The organism is Exiguobacterium sp. OS-77, from assembly GCF_000414195.2.
GTDB classification, from domain to species: domain Bacteria; phylum Bacillota; class Bacilli; order Exiguobacteriales; family Exiguobacteriaceae; genus Exiguobacterium_A; species Exiguobacterium_A indicum.
Genome location: NZ_DF239008.1, coordinates 140,347 through 153,748, shown reverse-complemented (window position 1 = coordinate 153,748; position 13,402 = coordinate 140,347). Strand labels below are relative to the sequence as shown.

The 13,402-nt window shown below is 46.0% G+C and carries 11 protein-coding genes; 4 read left to right on the top strand and 7 right to left on the bottom strand.

From position 1 onward, the window contains the following. Positions 1-4: 4 nt before the first annotated feature. The 3 genes from EXG77_RS00715 to EXG77_RS00705 all read right to left on the bottom strand — a co-directional run bounded on the left by EXG77_RS00715 (position 5) and on the right by EXG77_RS00705 (position 3,955). The gene (locus EXG77_RS00715; protein ID WP_023469751.1) at positions 5-970 is read right to left on the bottom strand and encodes a ring-cleaving dioxygenase; all 966 of its coding nucleotides are present in this window, start codon (positions 968-970) and stop codon (positions 5-7) included. Between the two features lie 119 nt (positions 971-1,089). After that, positions 1,090-1,290 (bottom strand): cold-shock protein, encoded by a 201-nt coding sequence (locus tag EXG77_RS00710; RefSeq protein ID WP_023469752.1) that lies wholly within the window; start codon positions 1,288-1,290, stop codon positions 1,090-1,092. Between the two features lie 274 nt (positions 1,291-1,564). Then, a complete protein-coding gene (locus EXG77_RS00705; protein WP_035395567.1) occupies positions 1,565-3,955 on the bottom strand; it encodes an immune inhibitor A domain-containing protein in 2,391 nt (796 codons plus the stop codon). A 256-nt stretch (positions 3,956-4,211) separates the two neighbouring features. On the opposite strand from EXG77_RS00705, the gene EXG77_RS00700 reads away from it, so the two are divergent. The 3 genes from EXG77_RS00700 to EXG77_RS00690 all read left to right on the top strand — a co-directional run bounded on the left by EXG77_RS00700 (position 4,212) and on the right by EXG77_RS00690 (position 7,820). Continuing rightward, positions 4,212-5,699: an HD-GYP domain-containing protein gene (locus EXG77_RS00700; protein ID WP_035395564.1), complete on the top strand. Its 1,488-nt coding sequence runs from the start codon at positions 4,212-4,214 to the stop codon at positions 5,697-5,699. Positions 5,700-5,718: 19 nt separating this feature from the next. Next, positions 5,719-6,150: a GyrI-like domain-containing protein gene (locus EXG77_RS00695; RefSeq protein ID WP_023469755.1), complete on the top strand. Its 432-nt coding sequence runs from the start codon at positions 5,719-5,721 to the stop codon at positions 6,148-6,150. Positions 6,151-6,323: 173 nt separating this feature from the next. After that, positions 6,324-7,820, top strand: a complete 1,497-nt coding sequence (locus EXG77_RS00690; protein WP_023469756.1) for a M4 family metallopeptidase — start codon at positions 6,324-6,326, stop codon at positions 7,818-7,820. A 105-nt stretch (positions 7,821-7,925) separates the two neighbouring features. Here the strand turns inward: EXG77_RS00690 and EXG77_RS00685 are convergent, their stop codons facing one another. The 3 genes from EXG77_RS00685 to EXG77_RS00675 all read right to left on the bottom strand — a co-directional run bounded on the left by EXG77_RS00685 (position 7,926) and on the right by EXG77_RS00675 (position 10,740). Next, the gene (locus EXG77_RS00685) at positions 7,926-8,792 is read right to left on the bottom strand and encodes a hypothetical protein (RefSeq protein ID WP_035395562.1); all 867 of its coding nucleotides are present in this window, start codon (positions 8,790-8,792) and stop codon (positions 7,926-7,928) included. A gap of 68 nt (positions 8,793-8,860) precedes the next feature. Then, positions 8,861-9,844 (bottom strand): YhdH/YhfP family quinone oxidoreductase, encoded by a 984-nt coding sequence (locus tag EXG77_RS00680; RefSeq protein ID WP_035395560.1) that lies wholly within the window; start codon positions 9,842-9,844, stop codon positions 8,861-8,863. A 128-nt stretch (positions 9,845-9,972) separates the two neighbouring features. After that, a complete protein-coding gene (locus tag EXG77_RS00675) occupies positions 9,973-10,740 on the bottom strand; it encodes a hypothetical protein (protein WP_035395558.1) in 768 nt (255 codons plus the stop codon). Between the two features lie 141 nt (positions 10,741-10,881). Between EXG77_RS00675 and EXG77_RS00670 the strand changes: the two genes are divergently transcribed. Further along, a complete protein-coding gene (locus EXG77_RS00670) occupies positions 10,882-12,519 on the top strand; it encodes a glycosyl hydrolase family 28-related protein (protein ID WP_035395556.1) in 1,638 nt (545 codons plus the stop codon). Between the two features lie 40 nt (positions 12,520-12,559). Here EXG77_RS00670 and EXG77_RS00665 read toward each other — a convergent pair whose 3' ends face one another. Then, positions 12,560-13,381, bottom strand: a complete 822-nt coding sequence (locus EXG77_RS00665; protein WP_035395554.1) for a DUF1028 domain-containing protein — start codon at positions 13,379-13,381, stop codon at positions 12,560-12,562. Positions 13,382-13,402: the final 21 nt, after the last annotated feature.

Below are 13,402 nucleotides of genomic sequence, written 5' to 3'. Positions count from 1 at the left end.
ATTGTCAGATTTCAAGTGGACGTAACCGCGCTTCGATGGCAGCTCGCTTTGGTTCAAGAAATGGTGGTAACGCAAGCGTCTCCCCTAACGTTTCAACCGACTCATCCGTCGCGAATCCCGGTGTATCTGTCGAGAGTTCGAATAAGATATGGTTCGGTTCCCGGAAGTAAAGAGCTTGGAAATAGTGACGATCGACTTTACCAGAGTTCGGTAAGTGATAGGCATTCAGGCGTTCGACCCACTTTTCATATTCATCACTGTTCGGTACTCGGAACGCGACGTGATGGACGCCACCACGACCAAGACGTTCTCGGTCGAGATCTGGACGTGCCTCGATATGAACCTCTGCTCCGATACCACCTTCTCCCGTTGCATAGACTTCAATCGGTGCAAAGTCACCTGCTAAAGATGGATAAGAACCTACTTTTCGGAATCCCATGACTTCCGTCAGTACACGGATCGTCAACGTCGGATCGTTGACCGTCAATGTGACGGCTCCTAGTCCAACGATTGCATGCTCCGATGGAATTTCTTCTTGCGGCCATGGTACACCACCTGTGACACCTACCTCACCATCTTCTGCGACGAGAATCAAACGTGTTCCTTCCTGATCACGAAAGGCGAGTGTTCGACGCCCTGCTCGCTCGACGATTTCATCGTGATCCACACCTTTCGCTTCAAAACGTTGTTTCCAAAAATGAAGTGCAGCCGTTGTTTTGACACGAAGCGATGTCGAAGAGATACTCGATGCCCCCGGTACGCCCGTTCCAAGATGCGGAATATCAAAAAACGTCAAGTCCGTTCCTGGATTCCCTTCCGCATCTCCATAAAACAAATGATACGATGTCGTGTCATCTTGATTGACAGTCTTTTTGATCAGACGCATGCCAAGTATTTGTGTGTAGAATTGATAATTGCGTTCCGCCATGCCTGTTAAGATCGATACATGATGAATTCCGAGTAATTCCATCTTCCTCACTCCTTGTCAATGATTTGGTAATTGGAGTATATCTCACATTTATCTTGAATTCAAGATATTAGTCTAATAAAAAACCGCCCCTCCGAAAAGGGACGATTGAATAGTTGAAATTAAAGTTTTACGACGTTAGCAGCTTGTGCTCCACGTGCGCCTTCAGTGATTTCGAACTCAACTTCTTGACCTTCGTCAAGAGTTTTGAAGCCTTCACCAGTGATTGCTGAGAAATGTACGAATACGTCTTCTCCGCCTTCAACTTCGATGAAACCGAAACCTTTTTCTGCGTTAAACCATTTTACTTTACCTGTGTTCATGGGAACAACCTCCAAAAATAAATTACTTAATACATATGCTGGGCATATGAAAAGAATTCATTATTGTCCCGAAATACATGGAGCAACGAAAAGATTGTTCGTGACACGATGTGAATCCGTAATGACAATAACAATATTAAGCTAACGTAAGTATAGAATGGATGCGCTTTAAAAGTCAAGTTGTCAGACCAATGTTTTTTCCAATTGATTCCACTTCTTCTACATAACTAAAACAAAAAACAGGTTCAGCCGAAACTGAACCTGTTCTTCTGTTTTAACGGTGGATCCAGACAGCTCCAGCAGAGTTATCTTTTGCTTCACCGATGACTTCAATCTTCAAACCATTGTTCGGGAGTAGTTTCCCTGCATCCGGAATCAACTGGTTGATATACGATTTCGAATCATCGAACTTTGTCACACCTGGGAGACCTTTATAATCGTATGTTCCACGTGATGGCGAATCAATCAACCATGCAGGTGCTTTATCAAAGCTAAACGCAGCATCTGCGATTTGGTAACGTGTGCTTCCTGTCGTGACCGGTTTACCATTGAGTGTTCCGACGATTGCTTCAGGATGTGAGTCAACGACTCCAAGGAATCCTTCACCTGGGTGAACACCTACCCAGTTATCGTCAAAGCTCGAATCACCGTACCAGACGACAAGCCCTGTGTTATACTTCACGCCGCGTGCATGCTCGAGTGCTTTATCCGAGCCTGCATAGTTACGCCATTCGAGGTAGTATGCGTTATCTGCGTAAGAGAAACCGTCTGATGCGACGAAACCGTCAAGCGTGAATTTCGGCGTACCTTCTGCATCATCTTCAAAGACGACTTTACCGTCAACCGTTAGCTTCGCGTTATCAAGTGCGAATCCATCTAGCGCAAGACCAGCGTCTCCGACGTAATCAAATTTCAATGTCACTTTTTTACCCGCGAATTCGCTGAGATCGTACGATTTATCTACCCATGCTCCTTTAGTAGAATCAGCGCGCTGATCTCCATCTGTATCTTCATCACCGATTGTATCGATGACTTTTGATTGTCCATCCGCCGTCGCTGTAACAGTCAAGAAGTCGTAGTTATATTCAATATCATACAATGTTTTGAAGTCGAACTTCGCTTCTTTCGCATTCGTCAAATCAAACTCCGGGGATGTCATGGATGTATGCAAGTCGTTCCCTTTTGTGCTGTAGTAATACTTTTTACCAAATGCCGGTGCGATGCCTTTTACCGGTTTTTTCGGTAAGTTGACTTTGATGATTCCTGGATTTTTCGATTTCGTGACGCTCTGATCGAGGTACGAAGCTGTTCCTAGCTTATCTAAGGAATCAAAATCAACTTGTTGGATATTCGCCCAGTTTCCACCCATCACATTTTGGAAGAACTCTTTGTTTTGTGGTGAGAAACTTGTTGGTTCTGTTCCGGCGATATTTCCATTCCAGCTACCACCACTCATGATGGACCATGAAGCGACTGGTTCACCTTGACCCGTGTACTTCGTATCGTACTCATCAGGTAATCCAAGATCATGACCAAATTCGTGCGCGAAGACACCAACCGCACCATCTTCAGGCTGCACCGTGTAATCATAAGCAGCCATTTTTCCACCCCAGTAATCAACACTTGCTGTCGTATTTGCTACCGGATGAACACCATCTAACGTCCAGCGGTGTGACCAGATTGCATCGTCACCAAGAGTACCGCCACCTGCTTCTTGTCCCGTACCCGCATGAATGATCATCAAGTGATCGACGAGACCATCTGGTTCGTTCAAGTCACCGTCTCCATCCATATCGTACTGGTCGAACTTATCGTAATCTGCTAAGTTAATGCCAGCTTTAACAGCTGCCGCTAACGAATCCTTGACGAGACCACGTGGTCCTTTTGATCCCGGTAAGTTATCGTTTCCACCAGCAGGATTATCTGAACCGTAATCCTTCGCTGTACCAGGAACCGTCAACCAGTTCGATACCGTACCATCGACTGAATAACTACCACCTGATTGTTCTTCATAGTATTGTTTGAACGTCTTTACTTTGTCACCATTGAAAAGTTCGAATTCTTTATCACCAAACATTAAATCTTGGTAATGTTTTTGATTGAAGTCATCTGAGTACATATATCCAGGTTCTTGAACGACGTTGTTGTGCTTGAAGTCGCTGTACTCGACGAGGAGGACAAGGACTTTATCCGTCCGTGTTGCACCGTTATAGGCTGCCTGTTTCGCTTTATCTACTTTGACGAAGCCGTTTGGGTTGCCTTTTTTGTAGTTTCCGTGTTTTTTCTTCAATTGTTTAGCAAGTTTTTCCTTTTGCTTTGTTAAGAAGTCTTTTGTCTTCTTATCAAATGCTGCTTCTTTACTGGATTCATGATCATGATCGTGATCAGCAGCCGGTTTTCCGTTCGCCTTTTTGTCCAGATACTTTTGAACGGCTTGTTGTTTTGCTTCTGTTGAAGCTGCTTTTGAAATGACCCCACGTTTTTCAAGCACTTTTGCTAATCGATCCTGATCGACCGTGTTTAAATCCATCGGTGCACCAGGTGCTACTTTTTCGGCTGCTTGTACGGACGTTACCTGCCCACCAGGTAACACCGGACCAACAGCAAAAGCAGCTGCCGTAATTCCAGATAGAACGGCTAGGCTAAGCTGTTTCTTTTTCCCCACGTGAATTGACCCCCTATGTAGTAGTGAAAAGCATGTGATTACTATACTTTTCTGAATATTCAAATCATAGGTTATTTTATTTCGTTAATCAATCGCTTTTAAGATAATTAGTTCTTTTCGACCATACCTATTTTTTGGAATTTAAATTAATCAGTTATTTTAAAAATTACTCTCCTTTTTTGTAAAAATGACCGGATTTCTTCTTTTGTTTCACGGTACGCTGAAAACACTCTGATGATTACATAAGGAGGATACAATGAGCGCTATAAAACGTTTTGAACGTCATTTGCTTAGAAACTATTTAATTGGTTCATTTGTCGCTGTGTTCGGCGTCGGATGTCTATTTATTTTTGAGACACTGACTTTTACCGGGACAGAACAACTCATTCTAATTGGTATCATGTTTTTTTCTGTTAGTTTAATGGTTTTATTAGAATATCTCGTCTACTCAAGGCATGTTCGCGCTTTACGATACTTCTTTCAAACTGACTTTCCTTCGCTGTCTTCTTTTCAAAATGCTTATCGGACAGCGCATCGGTTTCCGGTTCTGACAGTTCAGCGAATCATGGGACCACACTTCTTAGGTCTCTCGGTTCCTTCGTCACTTTTAACGGCACTCGCGATCTCTCAAGGATGGTTACGAATGCCGTACTATTTGATCGGTCTCGCCTGTTTTGGTGCTGTCCTCGTCGCAATTCTCCACGCTTTGATCGAGTTTTTTCTGACTTATCGTGTCACGGAGCAGATGCTACTTACTTTAGAGAAACATGCTCTTGATCGCAGATTCGATGTTCCGAAAAAAACGACGGTTGTCACGTTAAGACACAAGATGCTCATCAGCACCTTGATCATCGGCGTTTTTCCGGTCATGCTGTTCGTTCTCGCCTCAGCTGTACAACTAACGGAAAATGAGAGCCTTCGTTCCTACTGGAGTTGGGCGACACTCATCTTAGTCGTCATCTTGTCCGTCGCGACGTTTTGTAGTCTTCTTCTTTATGAAAACATCCGAAAGCCGATTGCGATTCTCCAGCAAGGGATTCAAGATGTCGAAAATAATCGACTCATCTCGTTACCGAATCCCTATTCTGATGAATTTTCTCATCTCGTCTCCGGCTTTAACCTGATGATGGAAGGAATCAAAAAACGCGATGAACAAAATGAGCAATTGCTCGATAGTCTGTTTACGTTATTTGCGGCAACACTCGATGCCCGGGATCCTTACACGGCCGGACACTCGCTTCGCGTTGCTGCCTATTCCGTCGAAATCGCTACTGCTGCAAACCTGCCGCACGAACAAATCGAGTTGTTACGTAAATCAGCGCTGTTACATGATATCGGAAAGATTGGGATTCGAGATGATGTGTTGTTGAAAGAAGGACGCTTGACTGACGAAGAATTTCAGATCATCCAACAACATCCTGTCATCGGTGTGCACATTCTATCGCAAGTTCAGCTCCCAAAGACGTTACAACCGATTCTTCCTGGGGTAAAGTACCATCACGAACGCTACGACGGAAAGGGGTATCCGGAAGGTCTCGTAGGAGAAGACATTCCACTGTTCGGTCGAATCATGGCCATTGCCGATGCCTACGATGCGATGACATCCGATCGTCCCTATCGTAAGGGAATGCCTGTTGAGAAAGCTTTATCTATCTTAGAAGAAGGCATGGGTACACAATGGGATGCTACCTTTACGCGTCTTTTTCTAGACTTGAAACGTTCGCTAATCAAAGACGTGTCATAAATACGGAAAGGAGATTCTCATGCATCCGAAAATCGTGGAACGTCATGAATTTTATTTTGTTGGTCTTGGACTGACTTGCGAAGAAAACGAACTGCATACGTTGATGCCGGAACTCTGGCGTGAATTTTCAAGACGTTCACATGAGATTCCTGCAAAGCCAGATAGCTATCCGCTTGATATCTCACTCGAACGAAATGGAACCAAATACTCCCAATGTGTCGGGTATCCCGTCTCCTCACTCGATGGCATCCCAAAAGGAATGAAAGGTCACCGGATTCCAGCTGCGCGTTATGTCTTCTGGAAGCACGAAGGACCGGATATCGAAATTTGGAAATCATTCGAGAAAATCCAACGCTTTGCTTCAAAGCAAGGAATCGAGCTTGATCCACATGATTTTAAAATTGATGAGACCCGAGATGACGTCCACCATCTCTACCAACGCATTCGCTGAACCATTCTCTTGAATGGTTCTTTTTTCGTCTTGAAATATCTTTTACAGTTAATAATTCAGTCCAGGTACTACGGACTATATTCAGAAAATTCGATTTAATTCGAATGACTTATTCTCGCTTTCTTCATTCTTTGGCATAGTTAGACTCAACCCAAACAAGGAGGCGATTTATTTTGAAAAAGTTTCTCGCTACATCGCTTGTCGCAAGTGTACTTGTTGTTCCTACAGTCGTAGGTGCAGAAGGTCTTCAGTCTGGTAAACTCACGAAAGCTTCGTCAGAACCAGCTGCAACGATCGTTAAAGATTTCGTGAACAAAAAAGGTGACTTTGCTGTTCAGAACGTCGAAAAAGACGGATCTTCACAGATCGTACGTCTCCAACAAGAAGTGGATGGCGTCCCTGTCTTTGGTAGTGTCGTCGTCGGGAACGTCGCGAAAGACGGTACTTTGAAAGCAGTCGTAAACGATGCGATCAACGTTAAAGGAAAACCAGGTCTTGCGAAAAAAGCAACGCTCTCTGAAAAGAAAGCGATCAAGCTTTATCAAAAAGCAATCAAGGCTTCTAAATTCGAAGTCGCTCCAAAAGCAGAACTCGTCATCTATCCAGTAAAAGATGATGCTGTGTATGCATACAAAGTCACATCGACTGTCCTCGCGGGCAAAGAGCCATCACGTTGGACATACTTCATCGATGCGAACTCAGGTAAAGTACTTAACAAGTTTGACCAACTCGCTCACGCAACAGGTACGACAGTACTTGGTACAAGCGCAACATTCAATACGACGTTGAGCGGTTCAACGTACTATCTTCAAGATACGACGCGTGGTAAAGGTGTCTACACATACGACGCGAAAAACCGGACATCACTCCCAGGAACACTCTGGGCAGATGCAGATAACGTCTTTAACGCGACATATGACCGCGCTGCTGTCAGTGCACACGTCAACGCTGCAAAAACATATGATTTCTATAAAAACACATATGGTCGTAACAGTTACGACAACGCTGGTGCACGCTTGAACTCAACAGTTCACTATTCAACGAACTACAACAACGCATTCTGGGATGGCACGAAGATGGTCTATGGTGACGGAGATGGCACGACATTCGTCGCACTCTCGGGCGCACTTGACGTCGTCGCTCACGAATTGACACACGCTGTCACAGAATACACAGCTGGTCTCGTGTACCAAAACGAATCTGGTGCGATCAACGAAGCCGTTTCAGATATCATGGGTACAGTAGCTGAGTATACAGTCGGATCGAACTTCGACTGGCTCGTAGGAGAAGACATCTACACACCTGGAGTTAGCGGTGACGCACTCCGTTCGATGTCGAACCCAGCTGCTTACGGCGATCCTGATCACTACTCAAAACGTTACACAGGTACACAAGATAACGGTGGTGTCCATATCAACTCTGGTATCATCAACAAAGCTGCTTACCTCCTCGGTAACGGTGGAACGTTCTACAACGTATCTGTCACAGGAATCGGTGTACCGAAACTCGGTGCGATCTACTACCGTGCCCTCAACACGTACTTGACTCCGAACTCGAACTTCAGCTCACTCCGTGCAGCAGTCATTCAATCGGCAAAAGACCTTTACGGTTCAACAAGTGCGGAAGCAACAGCTGCAGCGAAATCATTTGATGCAGTAGGCGTCTACTAAGAAAATCTCCTCCCAAAGGATTTTCATATTTCCTCCCGAGTGTCGGACTCGGGAGGTTTTTTGCGCAAAAAAGACGGATTCGCTTGAAGCGAATCCGCCGTTCATTCATTCTTGTCCAGGATCACGCGCAAGACGTAGACGCATCTTGCCGTTGTCCGGGAACACTTTTAGTTGTAAGGATTCTCCCTCGTACCATGTACCATAGCTCGTATCGACGACGGGTTCACCCAGTGTCGATAATCCACCAGTCGACGCATTCGTCCAGTCGATTGCTTCAATGATTCCGTCCGAGACAACGAGCAGATATCCAGCATTCGAGAAGTAGTACGTATTGACGGCATCCTTTTGTGTATTACCGACGGCACCGTACTTCTTTTCGAATTCAGCGATCGGTTTTCCGAGATACTGCTCCGGCTTGTCGATCGGTTGGTTGGCGACTGCTTGTGAGAGCGCCGCAAGAACGGCTTTGTCTGATGTCCCTTTTGGTGCTTCTAAACGAACTTCACTTTCCGGTAAGTACCCTTCGATACTGTCATTGAGTTTGAGATGAACCATGCCGTCCTTCGCATCTAACACCTCATAGACATCACCTAAATCTGCTTTGTAGATGACACTACTACGACTCGCATCGCTATAGACATTCGCGAACGGACGTGTCACCCAAGCCGCTTGCGCATACTCTGCTGCTTTTTTCTTTGATTTTTTCTTTTCTTTTTTCGCTTCTTTTTTATCTTTCGACGCTGCTGTTTCTTTCTTCGACTCATCGTTTTTCGTTGCTTGATCGGTCGTTTTCGGCTTCTCGAGCGTCGATGTTGCTTGAGAGGCGTCGTTGTTCGTCAACATATATAACCAACCACCGACGATGAATACCGTCGCGAGAATACCACCAAAGGCAATCCCTCGACGATTTCGTTTTTGTTTCCGTCTTTCTCGACGCGACTGTCGTTCTTGTTCTTGTTGGTGTTCACTCATGTATGGTTCCTCCTGAAAAAGTCGACACAGTTTTTCCCCACTATACCACCAATGTTTACTCGAAATATTTAAATTTCGATGACAGTTCGACCACGATGACGTGAAGTCAGCAAGGCTTCTGCGACTTCAGGTAAGTCGTTTAGTGTTTTGACGTCGACTTCTGACGCAAGATCGACCTGCCAGTCACTCGCTAAACGTTGCCATAGCTCTTCGCGATAGGTAATTGGTGTTTGCACCGCATCGATTCCGATCAAGCGGACGCCACGTAGGATGAAAGGATAAACTGTCAACGTCATTTCTGCCCCACCGACGTTCCCACACGTCGTGACGACACCACCATATTGTACGAAGCGAATGACGGACGCGAGCAATGGTCCCCCTACCGTATCAATGACACCGGCATAAAGCCCCTTTTTTAGAGGACGATCGGTTTCTTCTAGGAACGTAGCACGATCTAGTACCTCAGCCACTCCCTTTTCAAGCAACCGTTCTTGTTCTACTCGTTTTCCGGTCACGGCATGTACCGTGTACCCTAAGCGAATCAGTAAAGCAATCGCAATCGTACCAACGCCACCCGTCGCTCCCGTCACGAGGATCGGTCCTGCATCCTTCGAGACAACTCGCGACAATTCATCAACCGATTGCGCTGCCGTCAATCCAGCCGTTCCATATTGCATCGCTTCTAATGGATGAATGGATTCTGGAAGTCGCGTCACCCAATCGGCTGGTACACGTATGTATTCTTGAAATCCGCCCGAAGTGTTCATCCCGAAATCAAAGCCATTGACGACGACGGCTTGACCGGTTTGAAATCGTTCATCTGTCGTTTGTTCGATGTATCCTGCTGCGTCAACGCCCGGTGTATGCGGATAGGATTTCGTCACCCCACGATTACCCGACATCGATAAAGCATCCTTATAGTTGACGCATGAGTGCGTGACACGAATCAGGACGTCTCCTTCTGGTAAATCATCGACGTGCTTTGTCTCGATGTTCCCCTCATACGATCCGTCGACTTCTCGGACGACGAATGCTGAAAAAGTGTGTTCCATGATCTCTCTCCTTTCGCTTGTGCTTCTCTATACCCTGTTGTTTCCATCGACACACTAAAAATCCCTGCCGTTTTTCAAAGAAGCGACAGGGCTTGAGGATCATATACAACAGCAAGTCTCGAGCGTTTTCAATCAAACTGATGCATAAATGCTCCGAATTCTCCCTGAATCGTTTTCTTGTCCCTCTCCGATAACGTTGTAGCATTTTCTGTGTACCGTTCTAAGAGATAGGCTTTTATTAAGAGATGGGAAGGTTGAAATCCGATTCGCAGGAACCATTCCTGAAACGTTTCTGTATTATGCCGCTGTAAACGGACTGGGAGGATCCGATTGAACTGGATGAGCTGTTTGCGAATCCAGGAATCTGGTAAATCAATTTGTTCCTCTGTCAAAATAAAGTCATTATGTGGAGGCTGTACTTGGAGATCAGTTTTTATCAGTTCTTCATTGTGCTTCTTGGTCTTTCGACGTTTCCGCCAAACGATATAGCTTATGATGAATAGAGGGAGAACAAGCAGACTCATCAGTAACATCGATGAGGACGATCCTCCTTTTTCATTCGCACCTCTCTTAGCATTTTTAACCCCTACAACAACCACCTTACTCTTTTTCGGTTTAAGATCTTTCTGCTTTTTCGGCTTTTCCTTCGTGTCCCAAACACGCAAATCTTCATCATTTTTTATCTTCTTTTTCGGCAACCACGAAAGAAACGGAATGTTTAACAATTTTCCATTTTTCTTGCAGTTCGGTTTACATGATCTATTCATTTCGATTCCAGACGTCTGAACCGCTTTTGGCTTCAGTGCTTGAACAGCCGCTTCTGTCAGTGGCTTACCGATTCCTAAGATTAGCAAAATCAGTCCGATACCAATTACGAGTCGTTTTCGAAGTGACATCAGAAGACCCCCTCTTTTAAATACCATTATAATCCATATTAAAAATTTTTGTGTATTTTTATGGATGTTTTGAAACGAGGAATGATTGTGTAAGGAGAGGGGAAAAGGTAGACAGACCTATTCAGAGAGGGGAACCATTTCATGTTAAAACTCGATCACACGCATGATCCGTATCAAAATGCGGCGTTGATTCAGGAATACGTTGAAACGTCAACCAACGAACAAGCAGTTCGACAAGCGGAGCAACTGCTACACGATAGTGCATTCATTGCACCACGACGCAATCCTAACCTCAGTCGAACGCTTCGTTCGATGATTTCACCATTATTTTTGACGAACCGTGATAAACATATTCTACCGCTGACACCCGCTTTCGTAACACCAAGCGATGAGGTTCGACCGAGTTGGTTCGGTCGTCTCAATCATGAGTTCGAACGTTTGATCAGCGATGTCGAAACCGTCGATGTTACTGCTTTTGGCGCAGTCGGTGATGGACAGACGGATGATACACAAGCGTTCATCGACGCGCTTGGTGATGGACATCGACAAGTCCATGTCCCGGCCGGTACGTACGTCGTTCAGGGGATTCGCTTACCTAGTTACACGATCTTAACGGGGGCAGGCAAAGGGAAGACAATCTTAAAGATGCACGATAAGGCACCAAAAGGCCGTCGTCTCGTGACGAATCAAAATTATCTTCTCGGCAATCATCATCTTCTTGTCGAGAAAATGACGCTCGATTGGAACATCAAACGCATCGGTGACGCGAAAAAAAGTAGCACATGGGGCAACCACTCCAGTTGTCTCACATACGCGCATGTCACCTATGCCTGGGTCTTTGATGTCGAGGCCGTCAACCCGGGGCTTCACTGTTTCGATATCTCGACGCCCTATTACAATTACAACGGGGACGGCGCCCGCGCGAACTTAAGTAGTTCATTCATCTGGTTCGACGGATTGACCGGTTCCGGATTCGGCGATGACGGAATCACGACGCACCACAGTGACCATCTTTTCATCTCGAACTGCTTCATGCATGACCCAAGTGGACGTGCCCATGCAGAAGGCTTCTCCAATTCAAATGGAATCGAGATCGATGATGGATCACGCGACGTCTGGTTGTTCAACAACGCAACAAGTCGGTGTTTCGGTGGACTCGAAATCAAGGCACATGCGACCTCTTCTGCTGCCTCAACCGTCAAAATCGTCGGTCACCTATCGATTGATGATCATCGCGCCTTTAACTTCCGACATATCGGTCACCATCAAGCGACTGATCCGACGTCTCAGACGGCTTATAATATCATCGCAACGCGTTTGATCGCTCAGACCCCCAAATATACGGAACTCTATGCGAATTCAAAACCGCGTGCGCTCGTCGTTTCCGCTTACCGTAATGTCGTCATACATGATTTTACGGTGCTCGGTGATCCGTATTATGACTATCAAGAACAACCGATGATCGGGATTCAATATAAGGCACGGAACGTCACGCTCAGTCAGTTGAAGATGAGCGGATTCCGTCAAGCGAAAACGGATATTCAAATCTTTGGTGGAGAAAACGGGGCTGAGGATATACGCCTTCGTGATATTCGGATCGAGGATTCCGCTAAACACGGAATTACGATCGGTCCAGACATCACGCATGTCAAGCTGACGAACGTGGCATTAAAAGGAGACGGAACAGTTGGCTTAAACGCTAAATCGGAACCGGAAATGGAACGGTTCATCGCGACCGGATTCAAAATACCAATTCGCGCCCAGTCGTCACAAGTATGAACAAAATGACAGGATGGACCGCGGTCCACCCTGTCATTTTTCATTGGGATCGAATATACGCGAGAACGCGTGTATCAATCGCACGATCCGCTTGTTCGCGCATCTCGAAGTTTTCCGTATGCAGATATGTCCGAAACGCGTCTTCGAAATCACCCCGGTAGCCGAGCGCTAGTAATTTATCCATCAACTCTGACTCTAAGACATCATCGATCGGCTTGATTTCTTCCGGCTTACTCGGTTGCAGATACAGTGTATGCAGTTGATAGATACGTTCGAGCTCCTCAATCGGACTCGGATGATCGTCAACGCGTAAATCAATATAGCGGTCGTTGAATCCACCGTATCCGCCACCCTCCTTGACGACGAGCAGTGCCGCTGATTGCATTCCGCGTGAGTCCCCGCCTGCTGCTTGACCAGCTGCTAACGCACGCAACAAACGTTCTGCAAGCGGACCTTGCGTTGATTCAAAGACACGTGCCATCTCTTTTACCGTATTGCCGTCTACAAGAATATTCCCTTGCGCTGCAAAGTGTTTACCGGCAATCCCACCTGCCCAGTCGTTACATCCCTCACCCGTGAATGTCGCACTCTTGCCATTCGCATCGATGATACCGACCTGGCGATCCGCTCGTCCTTCATCTGCTTCCGTTAATCGACGTAGTACTTCGTCCGCTGAAGCGCCTTGTTCGATCATCCGCAATCCTTCAGGACCATACGTCGTGTTTGCAAACGATTGTGTTGCTACCGCACCCACTCCCGCCTTTGCAAATGGTACAGCACTCCCGACCGCTAAAAACTTCGACTGAACGGCAACGCCCCACGCTTGTTCTTTTTCACAATACCCAACGATTGAATATGTCACTTCAGTTCCCCCTTTAGTCAT

What these genes read in the sequence shown, in the direction of transcription:
- EXG77_RS00710 (WP_023469752.1), bottom strand. Translation starts at nt 1,290, where the DNA reads ATGAACACAGGTAAAGTAAAATGGTTTAACGCAGAAAAAGGTTTCGGT.
- EXG77_RS00700 (WP_035395564.1), top strand. Translation starts at nt 4,212, where the DNA reads ATGAGCGCTATAAAACGTTTTGAACGTCATTTGCTTAGAAACTATTTA.
- EXG77_RS00670 (WP_035395556.1), top strand. Translation starts at nt 10,882, where the DNA reads ATGTTAAAACTCGATCACACGCATGATCCGTATCAAAATGCGGCGTTG.
- EXG77_RS00715 (WP_023469751.1), bottom strand. Translation starts at nt 970, where the DNA reads ATGGAATTACTCGGAATTCATCATGTATCGATCTTAACAGGCATGGCG.
- EXG77_RS00675 (WP_035395558.1), bottom strand. Translation starts at nt 10,740, where the DNA reads ATGTCACTTCGAAAACGACTCGTAATTGGTATCGGACTGATTTTGCTA.
- EXG77_RS00685 (WP_035395562.1), bottom strand. Translation starts at nt 8,792, where the DNA reads ATGAGTGAACACCAACAAGAACAAGAACGACAGTCGCGTCGAGAAAGA.
- EXG77_RS00695 (WP_023469755.1), top strand. Translation starts at nt 5,719, where the DNA reads ATGCATCCGAAAATCGTGGAACGTCATGAATTTTATTTTGTTGGTCTT.
- EXG77_RS00680 (WP_035395560.1), bottom strand. Translation starts at nt 9,844, where the DNA reads ATGGAACACACTTTTTCAGCATTCGTCGTCCGAGAAGTCGACGGATCG.